Source organism: Pedobacter aquae (assembly GCF_008195825.1).
Classification (GTDB): Bacteria; Bacteroidota; Bacteroidia; order Sphingobacteriales; family Sphingobacteriaceae; genus Pseudopedobacter; species Pseudopedobacter aquae.
In genome coordinates this window covers 1,402,026-1,424,016 of the sequence record NZ_CP043329.1, presented here as the reverse complement: position 1 = coordinate 1,424,016, position 21,991 = coordinate 1,402,026, and the positions used below count along the sequence as shown (strand labels likewise).

Annotated in this window: 23 protein-coding genes, 1 tRNA gene and 2 pseudogenes; 14 read left to right on the top strand and 12 right to left on the bottom strand. The window is 36.5% G+C overall.

All coding sequences use genetic code 11. The features are described from left to right. Nucleotides 1–4: 4 nt before the first annotated feature. The 9 genes and pseudogenes from FYC62_RS18135 to FYC62_RS06310 all read right to left on the bottom strand — a co-directional run bounded on the left by FYC62_RS18135 (nucleotide 5) and on the right by FYC62_RS06310 (nucleotide 9,501). Nucleotides 5–435: pseudogene (locus FYC62_RS18135) on the bottom strand (CgeB family protein). Between the two features lie 652 nt (nucleotides 436–1,087). Continuing rightward, entirely contained in the window at nucleotides 1,088–2,179 is a 1,092-nt protein-coding gene (locus tag FYC62_RS06345) for a CgeB family protein (RefSeq protein WP_149074344.1), read from the bottom strand. A 3-nt stretch (nucleotides 2,180–2,182) separates the two neighbouring features. Continuing rightward, nucleotides 2,183–3,283, bottom strand: coding sequence for a CgeB family protein (locus FYC62_RS06340; protein ID WP_149074343.1), 1,101 nt, complete (start codon nucleotides 3,281–3,283; stop codon nucleotides 2,183–2,185). Between the two features lies 1 nt (nucleotide 3,284). Beyond that, nucleotides 3,285–4,379 carry a glycosyltransferase family 4 protein gene (locus tag FYC62_RS06335; RefSeq protein WP_168199401.1) on the bottom strand — a complete coding sequence of 365 codons (1,095 nt, stop codon included), beginning with the start codon at nucleotides 4,377–4,379 and terminating at the stop codon, nucleotides 3,285–3,287. Further along, nucleotides 4,366–5,358 carry a Gfo/Idh/MocA family protein gene (locus FYC62_RS06330; RefSeq protein ID WP_149074341.1) on the bottom strand — a complete coding sequence of 331 codons (993 nt, stop codon included), beginning with the start codon at nucleotides 5,356–5,358 and terminating at the stop codon, nucleotides 4,366–4,368. Before FYC62_RS06330 ends, FYC62_RS06335 begins: the two co-directional genes overlap by 14 nt. Further along, nucleotides 5,358–6,365 carry an MDR/zinc-dependent alcohol dehydrogenase-like family protein gene (locus FYC62_RS06325; RefSeq protein ID WP_149074340.1) on the bottom strand — a complete coding sequence of 336 codons (1,008 nt, stop codon included), beginning with the start codon at nucleotides 6,363–6,365 and terminating at the stop codon, nucleotides 5,358–5,360. The genes FYC62_RS06330 and FYC62_RS06325 overlap by 1 nt, the downstream gene beginning before the upstream one ends. Next, nucleotides 6,362–7,405: an NAD-dependent epimerase/dehydratase family protein gene (locus FYC62_RS06320; protein WP_262713586.1), complete on the bottom strand. Its 1,044-nt coding sequence runs from the start codon at nucleotides 7,403–7,405 to the stop codon at nucleotides 6,362–6,364. Before FYC62_RS06320 ends, FYC62_RS06325 begins: the two co-directional genes overlap by 4 nt. Nucleotides 7,406–7,464: 59 nt before the next feature. Continuing rightward, on the bottom strand, nucleotides 7,465–8,376 hold the full coding sequence (locus FYC62_RS06315) for a hypothetical protein (protein ID WP_149074338.1): 912 nt from the start codon (nucleotides 8,374–8,376) through the stop codon (nucleotides 7,465–7,467). A 9-nt stretch (nucleotides 8,377–8,385) separates the two neighbouring features. Beyond that, nucleotides 8,386–9,501, bottom strand: coding sequence for an NAD-dependent epimerase/dehydratase family protein (locus FYC62_RS06310; protein ID WP_149074337.1), 1,116 nt, complete (start codon nucleotides 9,499–9,501; stop codon nucleotides 8,386–8,388). 417 nt (nucleotides 9,502–9,918) lie between these two features. Between FYC62_RS06310 and FYC62_RS06305 the strand changes: the two genes are divergently transcribed. The 11 genes from FYC62_RS06305 to FYC62_RS06255 all read left to right on the top strand — a co-directional run bounded on the left by FYC62_RS06305 (nucleotide 9,919) and on the right by FYC62_RS06255 (nucleotide 15,973). Continuing rightward, complete coding sequence (locus FYC62_RS06305) at nucleotides 9,919–10,641, top strand: SRPBCC family protein (protein ID WP_149074336.1); 723 nt, start codon at nucleotides 9,919–9,921, stop codon at nucleotides 10,639–10,641. Nucleotides 10,642–10,664: 23 nt separating this feature from the next. Next, nucleotides 10,665–11,840 (top strand): zinc-dependent alcohol dehydrogenase, encoded by a 1,176-nt coding sequence (locus tag FYC62_RS06300; RefSeq protein ID WP_149074335.1) that lies wholly within the window; start codon nucleotides 10,665–10,667, stop codon nucleotides 11,838–11,840. Between the two features lie 17 nt (nucleotides 11,841–11,857). Further along, a complete protein-coding gene (locus FYC62_RS06295) occupies nucleotides 11,858–12,526 on the top strand; it encodes a DUF2243 domain-containing protein (RefSeq protein WP_149074334.1) in 669 nt (222 codons plus the stop codon). Next, nucleotides 12,501–12,752: a hypothetical protein gene (locus tag FYC62_RS06290; RefSeq protein ID WP_149074333.1), complete on the top strand. Its 252-nt coding sequence runs from the start codon at nucleotides 12,501–12,503 to the stop codon at nucleotides 12,750–12,752. The genes FYC62_RS06295 and FYC62_RS06290 overlap by 26 nt, the downstream gene beginning before the upstream one ends. 103 nt (nucleotides 12,753–12,855) lie before the next feature. Next, on the top strand, nucleotides 12,856–13,704 hold the full coding sequence (locus tag FYC62_RS06285; protein WP_149074332.1) for a manganese catalase family protein: 849 nt from the start codon (nucleotides 12,856–12,858) through the stop codon (nucleotides 13,702–13,704). A gap of 43 nt (nucleotides 13,705–13,747) precedes the next feature. Then, nucleotides 13,748–13,978, top strand: a complete 231-nt coding sequence (locus FYC62_RS06280; protein ID WP_149074331.1) for a hypothetical protein — start codon at nucleotides 13,748–13,750, stop codon at nucleotides 13,976–13,978. Between the two features lie 5 nt (nucleotides 13,979–13,983). Then, complete coding sequence (locus FYC62_RS06275) at nucleotides 13,984–14,400, top strand: SPW repeat protein (protein ID WP_149074330.1); 417 nt, start codon at nucleotides 13,984–13,986, stop codon at nucleotides 14,398–14,400. After that, nucleotides 14,369–14,602 (top strand): hypothetical protein, encoded by a 234-nt coding sequence (locus tag FYC62_RS06270; protein ID WP_149074329.1) that lies wholly within the window; start codon nucleotides 14,369–14,371, stop codon nucleotides 14,600–14,602. Before FYC62_RS06275 ends, FYC62_RS06270 begins: the two co-directional genes overlap by 32 nt. Before the next feature lie 62 nt (nucleotides 14,603–14,664). Further along, nucleotides 14,665–15,204: a hypothetical protein gene (locus FYC62_RS06265; RefSeq protein ID WP_149074328.1), complete on the top strand. Its 540-nt coding sequence runs from the start codon at nucleotides 14,665–14,667 to the stop codon at nucleotides 15,202–15,204. A gap of 37 nt (nucleotides 15,205–15,241) precedes the next feature. Further along, nucleotides 15,242–15,592, top strand: coding sequence for an MmcQ/YjbR family DNA-binding protein (locus FYC62_RS06260; RefSeq protein ID WP_149074327.1), 351 nt, complete (start codon nucleotides 15,242–15,244; stop codon nucleotides 15,590–15,592). An 18-nt stretch (nucleotides 15,593–15,610) separates the two neighbouring features. Next, entirely contained in the window at nucleotides 15,611–15,973 is a 363-nt protein-coding gene (locus tag FYC62_RS06255) for a DUF2200 domain-containing protein (RefSeq protein ID WP_149074326.1), read from the top strand. 1,105 nt (nucleotides 15,974–17,078) lie between these two features. Here the strand turns inward: FYC62_RS06255 and FYC62_RS06250 are convergent. Both FYC62_RS06250 and FYC62_RS06245 read right to left on the bottom strand, forming a co-directional pair. After that, a tRNA-Arg gene (locus tag FYC62_RS06250) sits at nucleotides 17,079–17,152 on the bottom strand. A gap of 185 nt (nucleotides 17,153–17,337) precedes the next feature. Beyond that, entirely contained in the window at nucleotides 17,338–17,814 is a 477-nt protein-coding gene (locus tag FYC62_RS06245; RefSeq protein ID WP_149074325.1) for a hypothetical protein, read from the bottom strand. A gap of 186 nt (nucleotides 17,815–18,000) precedes the next feature. Between FYC62_RS06245 and asnS the strand changes: the two are divergent. Further along, nucleotides 18,001–19,448, top strand: a pseudogene (gene asnS / locus FYC62_RS06240) (asparagine--tRNA ligase). A gap of 105 nt (nucleotides 19,449–19,553) precedes the next feature. Here asnS and FYC62_RS06235 read toward each other — a convergent pair. Then, complete coding sequence (locus FYC62_RS06235) at nucleotides 19,554–19,778, bottom strand: hypothetical protein (RefSeq protein ID WP_039451283.1); 225 nt, start codon at nucleotides 19,776–19,778, stop codon at nucleotides 19,554–19,556. Between the two features lie 208 nt (nucleotides 19,779–19,986). On the opposite strand from FYC62_RS06235, the gene FYC62_RS06230 reads away from it, so the two are divergent. Together FYC62_RS06230 and nhaA are read left to right on the top strand one after the other, a co-directional pair. Beyond that, entirely contained in the window at nucleotides 19,987–20,607 is a 621-nt protein-coding gene (locus FYC62_RS06230; protein ID WP_039451284.1) for an L-threonylcarbamoyladenylate synthase, read from the top strand. Between the two features lie 23 nt (nucleotides 20,608–20,630). After that, a complete protein-coding gene (nhaA, locus tag FYC62_RS06225) occupies nucleotides 20,631–21,812 on the top strand; it encodes a Na+/H+ antiporter NhaA (protein ID WP_149074324.1) in 1,182 nt (393 codons plus the stop codon). Nucleotides 21,813–21,991: the final 179 nt, after the last annotated feature.

The following is a 21,991-nucleotide window of genomic DNA, read 5'->3' as shown; positions in this document are numbered from 1 at the left end:
TTTATTAGTTAGAAATGCTTTGTTTGTTAATAGCTTCTTGTGTATAGCTGATAAGTTCTTTGGCCCTTACGGCAGATGAATGGTTTTTCAATACTTTTTGTAAAGCTCGGTGGGCAATGTCTAGCCTTTTAGAATCGCTCATGTCTAGCAAATAGGATAGTGTATCCTGTGCGTTTTGGGCGATCAATATTTCATCATTTAAAGCAAAAAAGAATCTAAACCTTCCCAATAATCAGAAATAATAGGTGTACCAGCGGCGGCGGCTTCAAATAATCTTACACTTGGTGCATATCCCCATTTTACCATATCCGCCCGGGTGATATTTAAGGTAAACCTTTGCTGGTTGTAAAATAAATTATGTTGTGACGGTGCTAAATGCTCTTTCCTAATAACGTTTTTTGGCCAAGTGATATGTTCTGGATATTGTGGGCCCATAACCGCAAAATTACCTTCTGACCATTGCTGGGCAGCCTCTGTTAAAAGTTTATCTAAAGGCGCTTGCCTGTCTATACTGTAAGTTCCTAAATAAGCTAAATCGTAAATTTTAGGAGTTTTGGTAGGGAAGTATAATTCGGTATCTACAGAACAATATAATGGTTTAGCCATTGGTGAACCATATTTTTGCATCAATAAGGAAAGGATTGGGCCGCCCGTAAAAGATAAATAAAGATCAAAAAGAGCTATATCATCTGGGTGCAAATATTCGTAATCTTCTCGTTCTATTTTAGCTAAGGTAACTGGGGTATCTATATCATAAAAAGCTTTTATCCCACTGGCAAAACTAAATACCCAACTGGCAACGGCTACGCCTTCCGGTACGTAAGAACCTACCATTACCAAATCTGCCTGCGTTATAAATGGTGTATAGTTAGCGGTTAATTCTTCTAAATCTTTATATAATACCAATTTGCAATAGGGTGGTTGGGGCAAATCTCTTTGCGAGGCATACCAAGGTACATCTCGCTCAAAAAATGTAACCTCATGGCCTTGTAAATAAAGTTGTTTTACCAATGCCCTAAAAGTAGTAGCATGGCCATTTCCCCAAGATGATGTAATAGATAAACCTAAAATACAAATATTCATAATCTTAATTTTTATGTGTGATGTATTGTTTAAAAATAGCTTGCACTTCTTCAGCTCTTAAAGTATATGTGTGGTCTCTTAAAACTCGTTTTAAAGCAGCTGAGCCAATAAGTTTAGCTCGCTCTGGTGTAAGGTTAGCTAAAATATCGGCTACTTCTTGTCCGTTTTTGGCAACCAATATTTCAATATCGGGTTCAAAAAAATAATCTATACCCAGCCAATCATCGGTAATGATACAAGCACCAGCACCAGCTGCTTCAAACACCCTTGTAGCGGGCGAAAAGCCATAAGCCGCCATGCTATCTCTACTGATGTTAAGCACAGCAAGAGCAGTACAATTTAAAGCGTTATGGTCTTTGGTATAGACATGACCAGCCAATTTGATGTTTTGCGGAAGGTCTTTATTTTCCCATCCGCTGCCACCTAAAAGAAACTGCTTTTGAGGCAATTGTTGCGCAGCATTAATAAAAAAATCTTCAACCCTAGTTTCCCTATCAGGTAAGCGGTTACCTAGAAAAGCCAAATCACATTCAAAGGCTGGGTTTGTAGCGGTTGGGAAATGCGTTTCTGGGTCTAGCGCATTGTAAACGGGTATACAAGCTTTAGCGCCAAAAGAAAGGTAAGCATCAATAACAGGTTGTCCGCCACCGTAAGTAAGTATCAAATCAAACTTTTGCAGATTTTCTCTGAAAGCATCTTTCGGGTTTTGGCGCATCCTATCTAAAGTTGCTGGCGCATCAACATCCCAAAATATTAGTAATTGATGTTCTTGCTTATAATCAGGCAGTTTTTGCTCGAAAAAATTATCAAAAGCGCCAATTCCGCTGGTTTTAATGATGATATCAAAATCATTTAAATTACTTACAAGTTTTTCTACTTCGTTTAAATGTGCATCGTAAACCACTGATGTTGCCCAATCTACATCTGGTAAATCTCGGTGTTGTTGCCTATCATAAATATCGGGTTCAAAAAAAGTAACCTCATGCCCCAGTTTATACAGTTCTTTAATAATTCCACGGTAATAAGTAGCAGCTCCGTTCCAATAGGCAGAAAGCAAACTAGATCCTAAAAAAGCTATTTTATAAGTGTTTTCCATGTTTTAGATGATGATTTTTTCGTTTATCTGATCGTAAATATTGATAAGTTCTTTAACCCTTTGCTGGCAATTATGCTTTTTCGCAATGGTTTCTAAACCTTGTTTGCTGAGTTTTTTTTGTAAGTTTTCATTGGCTAATAATTGCTGCATGGTTTGTATCATTTCTTCGCCGTTTTTAACCATGAGGAAATCATCTCCTACTTGAAATAAATTTTCCGTATCCTGCCAAGGGGCAGAAATCAGCGGAATACCGCAAGCCAAAGCCTCAAATGGCCTAATGGTAGGTATGCCAGGCAAAAATTGGGTATAAGGTCTTCTAGGAATATGTACTGTAAAACGATGCTGAGCAAACACTTGTGGTACCTGGTAAGATGGAATATAACCGCCATAATGTATACCTGCTTCTTGTAATAATTTTAGTGCATGCTCTGGATAACGTACGCCATACATGGTAGCTTTTAATCCTAAAGTTTGAACAGGTTTTATCAAAAACTCAATCAATTCTTCGGTTCGTTCATCATCGCCCCAATTACCAACCCACACCAAATCGCCTGTTTTTGCTATCCCCGCTAAGGGTTTAAAAATTTCTGTATCAGCGGCTTCATGCCATGTCCAAGCTTTTTTTGCCCACTTATTTTGCAGGTATAAATCTCTTATCACATTGCCAAAAGCCAAAACGCCATCGTATTTACTTAAATCGTAATCTGCAATACCATCTTTATCTGTAACAGCCCTGTGGTGGGTATCATGAAAAAGTAGTTTATAACCAAATTGCTGCTTTAAAGTGCCTAATATTTTTACGATATGATGCTCATTCCACTCGTGTACCAAAACCAAATCTGCAAATAAAAGCGCTTCAGAAAAATCTGGGTTTTGAGGATTATAAAATCTAGTTTTAAGTTTCGGATAAAAGTGTTCGAACTCATCCCAAATCACATCTCCACGTGTTTCTAATAAGTTTTTTAAGCTCCAGTTATCTTCTGGTTCCATTACGGTAACTTCATGCCCGCATCTGATAAGCTCTGTACAAATGCCACGTAAGAAATGGGCGTTTCCGTGGTTCCAATCAGATATTAAAGAGTGATAAAAAAGTATAATTTTCATATTAGATAGAGGTAGATGTGGTTTCATTTAATAATTGGTGGTAAGCCATTTGGTAATGATGGGCTGTTTGACTGCTTTTAAATTCTTGCGCTCGTTCATAAGCCTTTTTGCTATAAATTTCTCTCAGTTCTGGGTCTTCTATCAACATATTCAGAAGCATGGCTAAAGCCAGAGCATCATCCGTATCAACAAAAAATGCAGCGTCTTGCCAGTTTTCTTTTAAGCTTGGGATATCGCCCAAAACTAATACACAAGAAGCCTGTGCGGCTTCTAAAACAGAGAGTCCAAAAGGTTCGTACTTAGCAGGTAAAACGTAAATAGCTGCTTTTTCTAATGTTTTTATAGCTAAAGCCGATGATAACCTTCCTAAACTTTCTAAGCCTGTAAATGATGTTGATGCTTTATTTTCCAGCTGCTGATCGCCGGCCGTTAAAATAGGCCATTTCACCAAATGGGTAATTTTATTCAGCAAACTGATGTTTTTAGCTTCATCCCAAATACGCCCCATGCAAAAGATAAAATCTTCTTTTTTAGGATCTTGATGCTGTATGGAAGAACCATTAGGAATTGTTTTTTTAAGCGATAAATCGCCGTAAATATGACAAATGCTATTGAGCATAGCTTGTGTAGGAGCAATTACCAAATCTGCAGCTTGCAAACCTGCTTGTACTCTTTGCTGATATTCTTGAAAATAGGGCGGAGCATCCTCATTTTTAACCGCCTGCCACCAAGATAAAACACAAGAATGGCAAACCATTAAAACAGGGGCTTTCCATGGTAAATGACCATGACAGTAATTGTTTAAATGAATTAAATTGGGTTTTATGTTTTCCTGAAGTTCTAATAACCAATGGCCAGCAGCATCAACATCATGCCAAGGGTTATCCATCCACTCTAGTTTATAATTGCTTTGGTAAAGTTTTAAGTTTTTGATTTTTTTTGCTTGTTCAACCTGGTCTTCATCGGCGAAAGCCCCCATAGTAGCTAAATGCACACGAATGCCTTTTTTACTAAGACAGTCTGCAAGGTCTATGGCATAAGTCCAAACACCGCCAATGGTATCTGCTGTCATGAGTATTTTATTAGGCTTTTTCATAAATAGCATCAATTACTTGAGAAACTTTTAAGGCGCCCTCTATTTCTGGATGATAGGCTTTACTAACAGCCAATTGTTTACACCAATGAATAAGTGCTTTACCGCCCCAGTTTGCCTTGCCGCTTTCTAAAACAGTGGTTTTTGTACCTTCAAACTTCAAGACTTCAAAATCATAAAAAGAGCCATTTTTATTTTGGAAAGCAGCGCCACCATACTCGCCGTAAACTTTAAAATATATTTCTGCTTCTTTCCCGGCAGGTAAATTCCACGAGCAATTAAGCTGTAAGGCAGTGCCGTCTTCTGCCTCCATAATAGCTACAGCATAGTCTTCTACTTCCTGCACCGGGTATTTTAATCTTTTTCCTTTAGCATATAAAAGCGAATTTTTAACGCTAATAGCTTGGTTTCCCAAACACCAAAAGGCGAGGTCTATCAGGTGTACGCCTAGATCTATTACACAACCACCACCAGAAAGCTGCTTTTGGTAAAACCATCCTTTATCTGGTCCGTAGGCATTATGAAAACACATTTCTATAGCATGTATTTTACCTAATTGGCCTTCACTTATAAGGTGGTGCAAGGCTTTAAAACAAGTAAATCGGTAAGAAAAATCAACCCCTAATAAGCGATTTTGCTTTTTCGCTGTTTCTATAATTTCAGCAGTTTCTAGGGCATTTCTGCCTAAAGGTTTCTGGCAAAATACTGCTGTTTGATGATTTAAAGCCTCTAAACATTGCTGCGTATGCATAGCACTAGGCGTAGCAATAACTACAGCGTCTGGTTGGTAACTTAATAAACCATTAAGATTATTGGCTTTAAATACTTGTTTATCAAGGTTTACAGCAGATAATATTTCTACAGATTGGTCTGCAATAACCGTAATTTCAGCAATGTTGGCTTGTGCTACAGCCTTCATTCTGTTTTTACCTATCCAGCCAACGCCTAAAAATCCTAAACTTGGTTTATAATTCTCCATCATCAATTAAATTCTATATAAGCTTTGACATAACCTTCTGGCGCATCTTCTTGTAAAGCAAAAGCATCGTTTATTTGCGCCAAAGGAAAGTGGTGAGTGTATAATTTATGGGGTTTTAGCGTAGCATTACTTACCAAATCTAAAGCCTCTTGCATACCTTTCATGTATTGTTGTGGGTCTCTTTCATGGGCGTTAATCACATCTAAACCTTTCCAGTTCCATTGCTGGATATTTACTTGTCGCATTCCATCTTGATGATAGCCCGCAATGGTGATTTGTCCTCTTTCTTTACAAAGTTCGCCAGCTAGGTTTAGGGGCCATTCTTTACCTGTACATTCTATGACATGGTCGCAAAATTGGCCATCAGTTAAACCTCTTACCTGTTCTATAATTTGGTAATGATCATCTAAGATAATTTGCTCATCAGCAGACATTTCTTTAGCTAATTCTAAAGCAAAGCTTCTTCTAGAAAGTGCCATAACTTTAGCTCCTTTGTGCTTGGCTAATTGTAAAAGTAAAAGCCCTAAAAAGCCCATACCTATTATAGCAACTGTTTGGTCTTTTTGGATATTACTACGTCTAAAAATATTAACGGCACACGCTAATGGTTCACCAGGGAAAGGTATGTTTGCCAACTCATTTGGGATGATGAGTAATTGATTTTCGGTAACATAATCATAATGAGCAAAACCATGATGAGATAATAAAGCCACACGTTTTCCAATTAAATCGGGATGGATGTTTTTACCTACTGCATGAACAATTCCCCAAGCCTCATGGCCTGGGGCACCAGCCTCTGCGGGATAAGTGAACCACTGGCGCCCCTGCCATAAAGGTATGCTGGATGCGCAAAGGCCGCAACCTTGTAGCTTCACACAAACTTCATCATCTTGTGGCTCTCTTAGTTGTTCATCACGAAGGGTAAAATGCCTAGGATGTTCTAAAACAGCAGCCTGATAAAGTGTTATATCTTTAATTTCTTCTTCTTTGGCTATAGATGGTGCTATCATACAATTACTTTTTTAGCTTTTTGTTGTAGGGTGGCTTTGTCTTGCACATTCAAGAGCCAGTAGTACAGCTTTTTAATACCCTCATGAGCTGATGTTTGTGCCTCCCAACTGCTTAAATTTTTAAAAAGGCGGGTATCAGAAACGTAATATTTTTGGTCGCCTGGGCGCCATTCGCTAAATTTTAAAGGGATTTTAGTGTCTTGTAAATCATTAATCTTAGCAACCAATTCTAATAAGCTGATGCTGTTAGATGCACCACCACCCATATTAAAGGCCATTCCGTTAACCTTATCTATTTGGTTTTTAGCTATTAACATGGCTTCAATTAAATCTTCCACAAATAAAATGTCTCTTACCTGTTTACCATCGCCATAAATGGTTAAAGGCTCATTTCGCATAGCTTTAAGTAAGAAATGGGCAACCCAACCTTGGTCTTCTGTACCAAATTGATGCGGGCCGTAAATACAGCTCATCCTAAAAATGGTGCCTTTAATACCAAATGTTCTGATATAGTCTTGGATATAGCTATCGGCAATACCTTTAGAACAGCCATAAGGACTATGAAAATCAAGCTTTCTGCTTTCTGCAACGCCATGTTCAAGAATATGGTCATCAGCAGGTTGGTATCTGTTATTTTCTAAAACTAAATCTATATCATCTAAAGCACCATAAACTTTATTGGTAGAGGTAAATAGGATAGGAGGTTGGTGCTGGCTATTTTTAATAGCTTCTAAAATGTTTAAAGTACCCTTAGCATTGATGTCAAAATCTGTTTCAGGATACTCGCAACTGGTGGTTACAGCCACTTGAGCTGCAAAATGAAAAACAAAATCTGCCTGAGCTACCGCTTGATGAACAGCGTATTTATTTCTAATATCGGCAATTTCAATATTGAGTTTTTCTGGATATTGCTCTTTTAACCAGCGTAAATTTCTTTCTACTCCGGGTCTGCTGAGGTTATCAAAGATGGTTACATATTCGCCTTTATCGAGTAAGGTTTTAGCCATATTGGTTCCTATAAAGCCTGCGCCACCAAAAATGAGATTACTCTTTTTATTGTGGAAGGTTTTATAGCTAGAGGATAACCATTTATCGGTTCCTAAATCAGTAGCTTTTTTTCTGCCAATAAGCGATAAAGCAATTTCTCTGTTCCATCGGTTTTAACCAAACCAAAAGTATATTCACGTTCATCTTTATGGAAACCATCTACGGTAGGGTATTTTTGGTCTAAATCATTTAAACCATACCAATAAATACGCTCTACAGGGGCTTTGCTGGCTTCAAGAAACACTTCAAGTTGCTTTCTTTCATCATGTTGCCAAGTAGAGTAGCCCGTTTCTGTTATCCATATTTTTTGCTGTCCGTTGTTTTGCTGTATAATTTCTTTTACTTGATTGATGAGATGCTCCCAGCCGTACCATTTATCATCAAAAACATGAGGAAAGTGATGTATACCAATTACATCAATATAATTCATCACTTCGCGGTTGAACAAAAGTTGCAACCAGTTGGGGTCTACAGGGCTCATGCCGCCTAATAATGTTTTTTTGTGGAGCTGTTTCATCCAATAGGCGGCTTTGCCTATCATATCGGTAAAAACCGACCAATGCCTGTCTAAAGTATAATCGTATTCGCTTTGGTTATTAGGCTCGTTCCATAGCTCTACCCATTCAAAATGTTTCCCATGGCTGCTTACTATGGTGTCTAAAAAATCAGCGAAAGCTTTAGGGTTTTTAGGTGGCGATGATGTTTTAGGCAATAAGCCTTCTGATGGTGGCGTATATAAAAAACAAGGTAAAATTTCTACCTCTTTAGCTAAACGAGGGATAAGCCAATTATACCATTTTACACCTTCTTCGCTATAATAATCTGCCCAAGAAATTCCTGTTCTTAGGTGTTTAATACCTAATTGTTGAAAGCGTTCTATACTGTTTTCAACACGCTCATATTCGCCAATATGAAACCACTCTAGTAAGCCTATTTGTGGTTTTATGATTCCGTTTGTACTCATGTTATTTTATTAAACCGTTAAACCGCGGGTCTCTAACTCTAGGGTAGCTTTATCAACTTCGTCTATAGCAACCTGCTCTTCTAACCATGCTGCCAGCTCTTGCAAGCCATATTTAAAAGATACCGATGGGGTAAAACCTAAAACTGTTTTTGCCTTTTGGATATCGGCAAAACAATGCCTGATATCGCCTACGCGATATTTTCCGTTAATGATGGGCATAATATGCGCCTTGTCTAAAGCTTCTGCCATTTGAAGGGCAATTTCCCTAACGTTATACTTATGGCCGCTACCAATGTTAAAAACCTGATGAGTGGCTTCTGGCTTCTCCATAGCCAGAATACAAGCTTTACATACATCTTTCACATGGATAAAATCTCTTTCCTGTAAGCCATCTTCAAAAATCATAGGGGCTTTATTATTGAGGTATCTGGATGCGAAAATGGCTAATACACCGGTATACGGGTTAGAAAGCGCTTGTCTGGTACCGTAAACATTAAAAAATCTTAAAGCAACCGTTGGGATATGGTAAGCTTGCCCGGTAATTAAGCAAAGCTTCTCTTGGTCGTATTTAGACAAGGCGTAAACCGATGCTAGATCTGGAGTTTTATCTTCTGGAGTAGGTATGGGAATTAATATCTGATTTTCTTTATCTAAAGGCTCCCAATGGCCGTTTTTTAACTGTTCTTTAGTTCTTGAAATGTTGCAGTGGCGCTCTCCATTTTCTGATACATATAAGCCTTCTCCGTAAATACTCATACTAGAAGCCACAATTAATTTTTGGATGGGTTTTTCTGCTAATAGCTCCATTAAAACAGCTGTACCACGGTTGTTAACATCCGTATACTCGTTAATTTCGTACATACTTTGTCCAACACCTACACGGGCAGCAAAATGAAATACTACATCTATATCTTGTAAAGCATCTTTTAAATGGTCTTTATCTCTAACATCGCCTATAATTAAACGCACCTTCTTATTTAAATAATCTGGTCTTTGCGCTTGGTGGCCATGTACTTGTGGTAAAAGATTGTCGTAAACGGTTACATCATAACCTTTAGCAATTAATTCATCGCATAGGTGCGAACCTATAAAACCGGCTCCGCCAGTTATGAGAATTTTTTTCATAAATGTTTCAATTTGGTAGATAAACTTTGGATAGTCTGCTGCTATTTCATCATCTCTATAAAACTTGTATGGCTTTTCGCCATACAAGCTTTATGAGAATAGGTAGATGTAGGGCTTTTTAAAATCTATAAAACTCCTCTTTTTATAGCTTTGGCTAATCCTTATAGGTAAAAACAAATATGATGCAGAAGTAGAACCGGTAAATACGGTTTTTTTAGGGTGTAAATACTTGAATTTTTGTTTCCCTCTAATTTTGCTTGTTTTTAAGAAAATTAGTTTCTGTTAATTATGGTGGTTTTAATTGTTTTAGTGCTTCTTTGGTTAATATCCTGTAAAGCGTATTAATACTGTTTTCATGTTTATGGGCTTTCTGCGGCATAAACTTTGGACTTTTACTCATTACCTAAAAACACTATCATGAAAACAGAACAAGTAACACATTCAGGCAAACATCAGCGTAAGTGGAAAAAAGAATTTAATAATGTGAATATGGCAGAACGCCTACTTTCTCTTGCTGCTGGGGGCATTTTGTTGGCCAAACATTACAAACATCCTTTAGCAAGCCCTCTTAAAGTACTAACCGGGGCTTTTTTAGTTTACAGAGGTATAAGTGGTAACTGCCCTTTATATACCGGCTTAGATAAAAATAGTAATGAAACAAATGCCATTAACACGAGGGTGATTTTTACTGTAAATAAACCCCGGGAAGAGGTGTATAAATATTGGCGACAGTTAGAAAATTTACCATTTTTTATGAGCCATTTACAACGTGTTGAACAAAAAAACGATACCACATCTGAATGGATAGCTAAAATACCAGGTGGCGTGGGTACTATTAAATGGAATGCTGAGATTGTAAAGGAAATACCTAACGAGTTGATAGGCTGGCAATCTGTAGAAAATTCTACCATTGATAATGCTGGTAAGGTAGAGTTTTACGATGCTCCAAGAGGTCAAGGCACCGTTCTGAAAGTTATTTTTAGTTACCATCCGCCGGCAGGTGCTTTAGGCGAGGGGGTAGCAAAACTTTTTAACCCACTTTTTAAAACACTTTTAAAAGAGGATATCAGAGCGTTTAAACAAGTTATAGAAGCTGGTGAAGTGGCTACCACTAAAGGACAAGCGTCTGGAAGAAAATAATATCATACCTAAAAACATTATTTATGAGAGCTTTATGTTGGAATGGCGTACGCGATTTAAGAGTTGAACGCGTACCAGATCCTGAAATTTTAAATCCTAAAGATGCCATTATAAAAGTTACCATGAGTTCGGTTTGCGGCTCAGATTTGCATCTGATTAATGGCTTTGTACCCTCTATGCGGGCTGGTGATATTATTGGTCATGAGTTTATTGGCGAAGTGGTTGAAACTGGAGTTGGAGTTAAAAACCTAAAGAAAGGAGACCGTGTGGTTGTGGTTTCTGTAATTGGTTGTGGCGAGTGCCAACACTGTAAGGAAGAAACATGGTCTTTATGTGATAATTCTAACCCCAACGGATTATTACAAGAGAAAATTTACCAATACCCAACAGCAGGTATTTTTGGTTATTCGCATCTTTTTGGTGGTTATGCGGGTAGTCATGCCGAGTATATTCGTGTTCCTTTTGCAGACCACGGGGCTTTTAAAATCCCCGAAGATATATCAGATGAAAAAGCTGTTTTTGTTTCTGATGGAGTGCCTACTGGATATATGGCCGCAGAAATGGCAGCTGTTAAACCTGGAGATATTGTAGCCGTTTGGGGCGCTGGTGGTGTTGGTCAAATGGCTATACAATGCGCTTATGCGATGGGTGCAGAACGCGTAATTGCTATAGATAGGATAGATTACCGTTTAGCTTATGCCGCAAGATATAGCGGAGCTGATATTTTAAATTATGAAGATACCGATGTTTTAGAAGAGCTTAAAGAGGCAACAGGCGGTAGAGGTCCAGATTGTTGTATTGATGCTGTAGGTATGGAAGCACATACTACTGGTATAGAGCATATTTACGATAAAACAAAACAGTTATTACGACTAGAGTCTGATAGAGCAGCCGTTTTAAGACAAGCTATTATGGCTTGTAGAAAAGGAGGGACGGTTTCTGTTGTTGGGGTTTATGCTGGTTTGGTAGATAAAATTCCGATGGGGCTTTTCATGAACAAAGGCTTAACCATAAGAGGCGGGCAAATGCATGGACAAAGGTATGTACCCATGTTGTTTGATTTAATCAGGAGAGAAATCATCAACCCCGAGTTTTTACTAACACACCCTGTTTCTTTAGAGGTAGGACAAAATGCTTATGAAATGTTTAATAACAAAACCAATAAATGTATGCGGGCTGTTTTTAAACCATTTAATTAATATATAATTAGCTAGCTATGAATAATTTATGGATGTTGATTTTTTGTGTTACCTGCAACAGACCCTTACAAAAGGCTATAAGCGCTAGCCTAACAGAAATAGAAATGCTACAGCTATTTATCCCTTTTATACTTTTAGGCTTGTTAACCGCCTTTGTGGGATATAAAGCTTTGGCTTTTAAAAATAAGCCTCAAGCGTTGTTAAGCCAAAGTCCATTGGTGGCAGCAGCCTGCGTTTTGGGCATTGGTTTGGGTGGCTTTATTGATGGCATTGTTTTTCATCAAATATTACAATGGCATGAAATGGTTTCGGCAAAAATTATCCCGCTAGATTTTACTTCAAAAAGCATCAATATGTTTTGGGATGGTATTTTTCATGCTTTTACTTTACTTATTACATTTTTTGGTATCCTGCTCTTGTATAAGCTGTTACAACAAAATCAAGTTCTAAAACATCGGAATTTATTTATAGGTGGCTTACTTATGGGATGGGGACTTTTTAACCTTATAGAAGGGCTATTCAATCATCATGTATTTAAGTTTCATACGGTTAAAGATTTTGATTTAAATCCGCAAATCTGGAATATATCTTTCCTAGCTTTTTCTATACTCATTATTGTCTTAGGGTATTTTCTCATCTATAAAATCAAAAACATACATCATGAAAATTGGCGAACAAATTCTTAAAATATTAAATAAAAATTACGAGGCATCTTCTAAAATACATACACGTTACCAACAGTATGATTTGGTTTTTAAAACCGATGAAAAGGGCAGACCAATCTTATTGTTTTTAGGTAGACTTGATGAAAAAGGGAATATCAAAGGGGAAAGGTTTGCTCGTCGTTTAAAAGAAGATACATCCGGTAATATGATAAAAGATCATTGGGAACATAAGGGTAAAGCCACCTAATATTTAAGTATTTATCACATCAAAAACCGTATAAATAACTGTACTTATGGCACTTGCTTGGCAATAATAATTCAAGAATCATCTACCATTAAAAATTAGAATTATGTTTTTTCACGACAAAAAATTACAGTACACAGTAAAGGTTGATAAGCCAGACCCACAATTTGCTCGTTTACTACAACAAGCCATAGGCGGTATAGAAGGCGAAATAAGGGTTTGTTTACAATATCTTTTTCAGGCTTGGGGCAACCGTGGCCCGCAGAAATACAGAGATATGTTATTAGAAACTGGTACAGAAGAAATTTCTCATATAGAGATGCTATGTACCGCAGTGGCCTTAAACCTTGAAGGTGCAAAAGGTAATATTATTGATGAAGTAGTATCTAGCAACCCGGTGGTTAAACAAATTATGGGTGGTATGGATCCTCGTCATTACCTGTCAGCAGGCTTAGCAGCTATGGCAGCAGATAGCAACGGAGTGCCATTTAATGGTTCGTGGGTAGTAGCTAGTGGTAATTTAGCTGCCGATATGTATGCCAATGTTATGGCAGAATCTACAGGTAGGTTGTTAGCTACCCGCTTATGGAAATCTACAGAAGACCCTGGTATGAAAGATATGTTATCATTCTTAATTGCCAGAGATACCATGCACCAAAACCAATGGTTAGCCGTATTGGAAGATTTAGGTGGCTTAAAAGGTGTTCATCCTATTCCTAATAGCTTCCCTCAGGATAAAGAAAATCTTGCCTTTAACTATGCTTTTGTTTCTACCAATATCAATAATCCGGAAGACCCGGGAGAACGTTGGACTATGGGACAATCTCCAGACGGTAAAGGTAGTTTTGAGTTTGTAAATGGCGTTCCTGAAGGTAATGAACCTAATTTAGCACCTCCCATTGATGAAGCTTACGCACAAACAGAACAAAAAATTAAACCCAATGAGCAATTTTAATAAAGCTCTTTATCAAAACATCTATCTATTAAATAAAAACATTATGAAAAAGTCATTTTTAACCTTAGCTGCATCTATGTTAATTGTAGGCAGTTTATTAACCGCCTGTGGTGGTAACGACAGAGATAAATCTCCTGCAAATTCAGACCAGCATGACCAAGAAGATGGTATGGGAACAGCACCTTCTGGCGGTAACAGCTATCAAGATACCTTAGATAATAATGCTGATACCATGCTGAATGATAATTCTGATACCAACACAACAACACGCTAAACATCATGAAAATAAGTAGGTTATTACACGCTGTTGCTGATTATTTATCAGGTGTATTCCTGTTGTTAGCACCATGGCTATTTCAGTTTGAACATGTGGCATCAGCCAGATTAATAGCCATTATAGTTGGATTAATGATTCTTATGATGTCTTTATTAACCAGGTATGAAGGTGGCTTTCAAAAAATTATCAGCATGAAAACTCACTTGTATGTAGATGTTTTTACTGGGATATTTCTGGCTGCCTCTCCTTGGTTATTTAATTTTTATCAAGAAGTCACTATTCCACATGTACTTATTGGTGGTTTAGCCATTTTATTTGGGCTTTTTACAGATAAAAATTCACAAGAAGAAAAAGAACAGCAAACTTTAATTTTAAAAAAATACCGTTATGGAAAATCAAAATCAATATCAAGAAGGTAAAGTTGCAAAAACTATAGAAGATAAAACCGCTCAAGTGCCATCAGATGCTTATTTATGGGTTGCAGTGGCGGCTATGGGTACTTCTTTAACCTTAAAACTTATGGGTAAAAAACATACTGCTTTATTTATAGGGCAGTGGGTAGCGCCTTTTTTACTATTTGGCATTTATAATAAAATTGTGAAAACAGAAGGTCACGATTAACCTCGTTGCGTTTGGAGCTTGTCTGAAATATTTTAGGCAGGCTCTTTTTTTATTTTAAGGATATGAAAAAACTAAACTTTTTACCCTTTATTATCCTAAGTGTAAGCTTAGGGATTTATGCTTGTAACAACCCTAAAAACACTGATGTTTCTTTAGATGAGGTAGATTCTTTAGGTAGTGTTGGCACAGATACCGTACGAAAAGCAGAAATTAATTTAGAACCTTGTTATTTGGCCACTATTGGTAAAGACTCTGCTTTTTTAGAAATCAAGCAGCATGATAAAAAGCTTGATGGTAAAATTTTATATCAATATAATGATGATAGAAAACCTATGTATGGGGCTTTTACCGGGAAAATACAAGGTGATACTTTAACCATTGAGGTAAGAGATATTTCAACAGAACAAATGCAAGAAATCACTTTTTTAATAAGAGAAGAACAAATTATACAAGGCCAAAAGATAGAGGAGCTACCAAGCAAATCATCTAACAATATAAACAAAGCCTTGGTAGATTATACTGGAAAATCTTTTGTGTTTTTACCTGCCGAATGTAGAACCAAGCAAGGGAAAAGCGACTTTAAGTCGGGCGGACATTTATAAATACGCCAAATCATTATCTTAGCTTAAATAAAAGCTTATGGTAAACTTTGAGACATTCAGGAATTTTGCTTTGGCACTGCCAGAAGTTAAAGAAGCGCCACATCATCAAAAAACTGCATTTAAAGTTAAAGGGAAGATATTTGCTACTTTTAATCATGAAGCCAATCGCTGCTGCTTAAAGTTTAATTTGGTTGATCAGGATGTTTTTAGCAGGTTATTTCCTAATGTTGTTTATGCCGTACCTAATAAATTTGGCGGTCATGGGTGGACATTAGTTCAATATACCCACATACAAGCTGATATTTTAAAAGACCTTCTTCATGTTGCTTATTGCCATGTAGCACCTCCTAAATTAAGTGCTTTGGTAATTGCTCATAATCTTGCCTGATTTTTTGTTTTTTTAAATATGAATACTACTCCTGAACACGATGAGCGCATGGTAAAAATAACTTTTGCATCTGTTTATCCTCATTATTTAGCAAAAGTAGAGCGTAAAGGGAGAACAAAAGAAGAACTTCATCAAGTGATTACCTGGCTAACAGGTTTTCATGATGCCGAAATTGAAGCTTTTATAGCTGATGGTCTAACTTTTAAAGATTTTTTTGATAAAGCCCATTTAAACCCTTTAGCAAGTTTGATAAAAGGTAGTATTTGCGGTTATAAAATAGAAGAGATAGAAAATCCGCTAACTAAAAATGTTCGGTATTTAGATAAATTGGTTGATGAATTAGCAAAAGGGAAGAAGATGGAGAAGGTTTTGAGGGGTTAGTTAGTTAGTTAGTTAGTTTTATTTATTTATTGGTCTTTTCGTATAAGTCTTTTTTTTGCTTTCGCACAAGGCTTTCCGGCCTCATAGGCGGCCAACCCTAGGCACTTTTTTCTTGAAAAAAAAGTACCCAAAAATTCAAGGCTCATGAATATTTGTCGTTTCGTCTAAATAAATCTTTAGCCACAATCCTGAGTGGTGTGAATGGTTTTTGCTTGATGACAGTTTCTACAACACCCGTCGGATTGTTTTCAGATAGTTCTCTACGAAAGTTTTTGCAAAAGATTTATTTGCCTACACTTCCAAATCTTCATAGGCCGTCCTCGTTCTTAGGAAAGTTTGATTTAATTATTAAAGACAGCTCAAAATGTCAGCTCTTTAGGTGCCTTTATACTTTCTACTCTGTACTTTATACTTTAAAATATCCGTTCTTTAGGGGCTTTTTAATTTTTACTTTTGATTTTTTACTTTTTTAAGTCTTTCTACTCTGTACTTTTTACTCCCAGAAAAGAGCAACCATTCATAAAGAACAGACTATCCCGAAGCGCATGAGCAACAATTAGTTTATTCGTTACTAGTTGATGAGGTTGTTAGGCCGAAATATCCAATATTTAGGCATCTTTTGACTTTTTACTTTTGACTTTTTACTTAAATAAAGCCTATAGCGAATGCGGTTTTGCGTTCGAGTTTGTAAAAACATTTATAAACCACTTGCTAGCAAAAATAAGAGCTTATTGTTTTTGAGTGTGGGTGAGATTTGTGCGGCAAAGGCTCCAGCGGGATTGTTAAAGGATTTATTCATTAGTTTTTATTGATTTTTAAAGGTATTCATGAATTCGCATAGGCTCATTTTGATTATTTTTTCCTCTAAAAAGTAATGGACCCCGCCGGCTCTTCAGGCGGATAATTATTATCATTAAAGATTACTGAGCTAAGTGAAGCTTTTGGAAATGACATTTTTGCACAAGTATCTCCGACCTTATAAGTCATCGATATAATCGAAAAGCCATTTTAAGCGGCTCGTTGCAAACGAGCGCAAGAGGATTCTTTATACTCTAAAAATCATTTTTTTAGAAACAAAAAAAGCCGACATTTCGTCGGCTTTTAGTGGTCGCATTTGGATTCGAACCAAAGACCTACTGCTTAGAAGGCAGTTGCTCTATCCAGCTGAGCTATGCAACCATCACTTAAATTGCTTAAGTGGTGCAAATATAGGCTTACAAATCATATTCTGCAATATTTCTTTAAAAATTATTAAAAAACATTACAAAGCTTTCATTCTTAATAATTTATCAACCTATAAAAATAAAAACCGATGATGTTTCTAAATAAATCATATCATCGGTCTTCATCAATGGAAAGAAATATTACTCAGCTTTTTTCTTTTCTTTCATCATTTCACCCATTTGCGCTCTTCTTTCTTTCATAGCTGCTTTTTGCTCTGCAGTATAAGTAGCCTCTAGTTTCTCTCTCATCGCTTTAGCTTTTTCTCTTTGCTTAGCAACCAATTCTTTTTGTGCAGCAGAGTAGCTAGCTTCTAAGGCTTTTCTCTTTTCTAACATATCCTTACCTTGGTCTGCCATAATAGCTTTTTGCTCTTCGGTAAAAGTAGCTCTTAAAGCTTCACGGTCTGCCTTTTGTTGCTCCATATTTGCTTTAGCCAAAGCTTTTTGCTCTTCGGTCATGTTAGCAACCATTTCTCTTCCTGGCGCATCTGGTCTGCCTGGGCCCCCACCTTGTGGACCTTTTCTTTTTGGACCTTCTTGTGCTTGCGCACTCATAGCTACAGCTAGCACCAACATACCAACCATAGAAATTTTTTGAATTAATTTTTTCATCATCATGTGGTTTGAATTTTATATAAGTAAGAACACAAATTATGATAATGGTTTAATAACATCATCTACATCAAAACAATTTTAACAAAAATTAACACCTGCCTGCTTTAATTGTCTTATTAGTTCTATTTCTTGTTTTAATTAACAGAAAGGTTTGTATTTTTGGCCTTTATCAAAAACATCCGATTGAATATGATTAAGAGAGAAAAAGTTAAAGATCTGCTGGTAGCTACCACATTTGGCAAAGAAGTAATAGTAATGGGTTGGGTAAAAACGTTTAGAAATAACCAATTCATCGCTTTAAATGATGGTTCTTGCATGGCCAATTTACAGGTAGTGGTTGATTTTGAGCAAACTCCGGATGAAATATTAAAAAAAATAACTACAGGTGCAGCCTTAAAGATTACAGGTAAACTAGTAGAGTCTTTAGGGAAAGGCCAAACGGTAGAAGTGAAGGCAAGCTCGGTAGAAATTTTAGGCGAAAGTGATGCTGAGAAATTCCCGCTACAGCCTAAAAAGCACAGCTTAGAGTTCTTAAGAGAAATAGCACACTTACGTTTTCGTACCAATACTTTTAATGCGGTTTTCAAAATCAGACATCATTTAGCTTTTGCGGTACACCAATTCTTTCATGAAAGAGGCTTTGTTTATTTACATACGCCAATCATCACCGCTTCTGATGCAGAAGGCGCTGGTGAGATGTTTAGAGTAACTACTTTAGATTTTGATAAAACCCCACGTACAGAAACTGGAGAAGTAAACTTCAAAGAAGATTTCTTCGGTCGTTCTGCTAATTTAACCGTTTCTGGTCAGCTAGAGGGCGAGCTTGGCGCTATGGCTTTAGGTGAGATTTATACTTTTGGGCCAACCTTTAGAGCAGAAAACTCAAACACCACCAGACACTTAGCAGAGTTTTGGATGATAGAGCCAGAAGTAGCTTTCGCTGATATAGAAGACAATATGAACTTAGCGGAAGATCTTCTTAAATATGTTATCAAACATGCTTTAGAAAACTGTAAAGATGAATTAGAGTTCTTAAAAAACCGTTTATTAGAAGAAGAGAAAAATAAGCCTCAAGCAGAACGTAGCGAGCTTAACTTATTAGAGAAATTACATTTTTGCTTAGATAACAATTTTGAGCGCTTAACTTATACAGAAGCCATAGAGATTTTAAAACGCTCTAAGCCTAATCAGAAAAAGCAATTCAATTATATTATTGATGAGTGGGGTGCCGATTTACAGAGCGAACACGAAAGATATTTGGTAGAAAAGCATTTCAAAAAACCAGTGATCTTAACCAATTATCCGGCAGATATCAAATCATTTTACATGAGACAAAATGAAGAAGAAGTAAACGGACAAAAAACGGTTGCTGCTATGGATATTTTATTCCCAGGAATAGGGGAGATTGTTGGTGGCTCGCAAAGAGAAGAAAGATTAGATAAACTTACCCAGCGCATGCAAGAACTGGGTATTCCGCAAGATGAATTATACTGGTATTTAGATACACGTCGTTTTGGTAGCGCACCACATGCTGGTTTTGGTTTAGGTTTTGAGAGGTTAGTACTTTTGTAACCGGTATGACCAATATCCGCGATGTGATACCTTTCCCACGTTTTCCAAAAAATGCAGAATTTTAATAAAAAAGGCCGGATGAAAATCTGGCCTTTTTTGTTTCACGTTAAGTAATCATTTTTTAGGATGATATGATTACTTGATATATTATATGATAGAGTGTAGCTTAATTATCCTACCTTAACTAATGGGGTAGCACTTTGTTTTCTAAACTGTTCTAATTCGGCAGCTAAAATTTGTTTTAGCTCCATATCAAACCTCTTGGTATTGAAGTTTATCATGTTATCTTGATGACTTTGACGGAATTTTTTAACATCCTCTCTTAAAATCGAGAACAATTCTTGGTCAAACTTCCTTATCATGTCTTTAGCTGCTTCCGTTATCATAGTTTTCATAATTTTAATATTAGATTTATTAATAGAAATACGAATATTATGCCATTATCGCTTTTATAAGAGCCTAATGGGTGAATATTAAAGCTTCTTTAATGGAAAAATGGCTTTTTGTATCCATAAAAGCATATTTTATGAAAATTAAGGCATGAAAATTGTATAGCATACTATACAGTTTAGGTTAGTTTAAAGGTAAAAAAAGAGAAATATAATGCTGTTACGTATATACGAAGAGAATCCAAACGAGAAAGCTATTGAACAAGTAGTACAGGTATTAAGAAAGGGGGGTATCATCATTTACCCAACAGATACGGTATATGGTTTGGGTTGCGATATTACCAACAGCAAGGCCATAGAAAAGATAGCTCGTTTAAGAGGAATAAAACCAGAGAAAGCCAATTTTTCTTTCATTTGTTACGATTTAAGCCATATCTCAGATTATATCAAACCCATAGACAATACCACTTTCAGAGTTTTAAAGAAAGCTTTGCCAGGTCCTTTTACTTTTATTTTTAATGCTAGCAATAAAGTTCCAAAGCTTTTATCTAGTCAAAAGAAAACGGTTGGTATCCGTGTTCCAGATAATAATATAGCCCGTTGTATTGTAAAAGAGTTGGGTAACCCTATTGTTTCTACCTCTATCCATGATGATGATGATATTATCGAATACTCTACAGATCCAGAATTAATCTACGAGAAATATAAAGACCAGGTTGATTTGGTTATTGATGGTGGCTATGGAGATAACGTAGCCTCTACCGTAGTAAGCTGTTTTGATGGTGAATTTGACATCATCCGTGAAGGAAAAGGCGACTTATCTGAATATTTATAACAAACCCCAAAATCCTTATTTCTATGCCGAAACTTATCAATTTAAAAGTATTTAAAGATTTCTTCCAGTCGCAATCTGCTGGTGGTATTTTATTGATGATATGTGTTATCATTTCTTTAACCATTGCCAATACCAGTTTAGGCCCCGCCTTAGAAAATTTTTTAAACAAAGAAGTTGGTTACCATAGCGATGCCTTGCATTTGCGTTACCCGGTATTGTTATGGATAAACGATGGCTTAATGGCTATATTTTTCCTCTTAGTAGGTTTAGAAATTAAAAGAGAGTTGGTAGAGGGCGAGTTATCATCTATAAAACAAGCCAGTTTACCCATATTTGCAGCCATAGGAGGTATGTTGGCTCCGGCATTAATTTATGCTTTGGTTAATCTTTCTTCACCAACTTTACATGGTTGGGGCATACCTATGGCCACAGATATAGCTTTTGCAATAGCCGTAATTTCTTTATTAGGAGATAAAGTTCCATTATCCTTAAAAATATTTTTAACCGCCTTAGCTATTGTAGATGATTTGGGTGCTATCCTCGTGATTGCGTTTTTTTATACCGAGGAGCTACATTTAGCCTACTTGCCTTATATTTTGGTTTGTTTAGCTTTATTGTTTGCACTCAATTATTTCAATGTAAAAAGAATTTGGATGTACATCATCCCGGGATTATGCTTATGGTATTTTGTACATGGTTTTGGTGTACATGCTACTATAGCAGGGGTTTTAACAGCATTTTTCTTACCTACTACTGAAGACGACCAAGAATCTCCGTTAGAGAAATTAGAACACCTGTTGGTGAAACCAGTAAACTTCTTCATTATGCCTGTTTTTGCCTTAGCCAATACCAATATCAAATTTGAATCTGCCATGTTAAATGGCTTAACTAGCCCTTTAAGCTTAGGTATTATTTTAGGTTTGATAATAGGGAAGCCTTTAGGTATTACGCTAATGTCTTATTTAGCAGTAAAACTTAAAATAAGTACTTTACCAAGCGGCGTAAAATGGAAACAAGTTTTAGGTTTAGGCTTACTAGCTGGCATAGGGTTTACCATGTCTATCTTTATTGCGCTCTTATCTTTTAGCGAGTACGAGAACCAATTGCAAGCTAAGTTTTCTATCTTGATAGCATCTGTACTGGCTGGTATTTTAGGCTATTTGGTTTTAAATACCATAGCGAAGCGAGGAGCAAAATCTGTTTAGATAAAAGCTGTTAAATTTTGACTTTTAAGAAATATTAATTTTCTTAGATGGAAATATTTAATTGCCTAATGAAATTTGTAGCTACCTGTTATTTTATAGCAAGGATTTGATTTTTTAAATAATAAAAACTTCCGTAATACACCAAGTTTTGGGTGTATTACGGAAGTAAAACTATACAT

Coding starts and splice junctions, on each gene's coding strand:
- FYC62_RS06345 (WP_149074344.1), bottom strand. CDS start 2,179: ATGGAAAACACTTATAAAATAGCTTTTTTAGGATCTAGTTTGCTTTCT.
- FYC62_RS06340 (WP_149074343.1), bottom strand. CDS start 3,283: ATGAAAATTATACTTTTTTATCACTCTTTAATATCTGATTGGAACCAC.
- FYC62_RS06335 (WP_168199401.1), bottom strand. CDS start 4,379: ATGAAAAAGCCTAATAAAATACTCATGACAGCAGATACCATTGGCGGT.
- FYC62_RS06330 (WP_149074341.1), bottom strand. CDS start 5,358: ATGATGGAGAATTATAAACCAAGTTTAGGATTTTTAGGCGTTGGCTGG.
- FYC62_RS06325 (WP_149074340.1), bottom strand. CDS start 6,365: ATGATAGCACCATCTATAGCCAAAGAAGAAGAAATTAAAGATATAACA.
- FYC62_RS06315 (WP_149074338.1), bottom strand. CDS start 8,376: ATGAGTACAAACGGAATCATAAAACCACAAATAGGCTTACTAGAGTGG.
- FYC62_RS06310 (WP_149074337.1), bottom strand. CDS start 9,501: ATGAAAAAAATTCTCATAACTGGCGGAGCCGGTTTTATAGGTTCGCAC.
- FYC62_RS06305 (WP_149074336.1), top strand. CDS start 9,919: ATGAAAACAGAACAAGTAACACATTCAGGCAAACATCAGCGTAAGTGG.
- FYC62_RS06300 (WP_149074335.1), top strand. CDS start 10,665: ATGAGAGCTTTATGTTGGAATGGCGTACGCGATTTAAGAGTTGAACGC.
- FYC62_RS06295 (WP_149074334.1), top strand. CDS start 11,858: ATGAATAATTTATGGATGTTGATTTTTTGTGTTACCTGCAACAGACCC.
- FYC62_RS06290 (WP_149074333.1), top strand. CDS start 12,501: ATGAAAATTGGCGAACAAATTCTTAAAATATTAAATAAAAATTACGAG.
- FYC62_RS06285 (WP_149074332.1), top strand. CDS start 12,856: ATGTTTTTTCACGACAAAAAATTACAGTACACAGTAAAGGTTGATAAG.
- FYC62_RS06280 (WP_149074331.1), top strand. CDS start 13,748: ATGAAAAAGTCATTTTTAACCTTAGCTGCATCTATGTTAATTGTAGGC.
- FYC62_RS06275 (WP_149074330.1), top strand. CDS start 13,984: ATGAAAATAAGTAGGTTATTACACGCTGTTGCTGATTATTTATCAGGT.
- FYC62_RS06270 (WP_149074329.1), top strand. CDS start 14,369: ATGGAAAATCAAAATCAATATCAAGAAGGTAAAGTTGCAAAAACTATA.
- FYC62_RS06265 (WP_149074328.1), top strand. CDS start 14,665: ATGAAAAAACTAAACTTTTTACCCTTTATTATCCTAAGTGTAAGCTTA.
- FYC62_RS06260 (WP_149074327.1), top strand. CDS start 15,242: ATGGTAAACTTTGAGACATTCAGGAATTTTGCTTTGGCACTGCCAGAA.
- FYC62_RS06255 (WP_149074326.1), top strand. CDS start 15,611: ATGAATACTACTCCTGAACACGATGAGCGCATGGTAAAAATAACTTTT.
- FYC62_RS06245 (WP_149074325.1), bottom strand. CDS start 17,814: ATGATGATGAAAAAATTAATTCAAAAAATTTCTATGGTTGGTATGTTG.
- FYC62_RS06235 (WP_039451283.1), bottom strand. CDS start 19,778: ATGAAAACTATGATAACGGAAGCAGCTAAAGACATGATAAGGAAGTTT.
- FYC62_RS06230 (WP_039451284.1), top strand. CDS start 19,987: ATGCTGTTACGTATATACGAAGAGAATCCAAACGAGAAAGCTATTGAA.
- nhaA (WP_149074324.1), top strand. CDS start 20,631: ATGCCGAAACTTATCAATTTAAAAGTATTTAAAGATTTCTTCCAGTCG.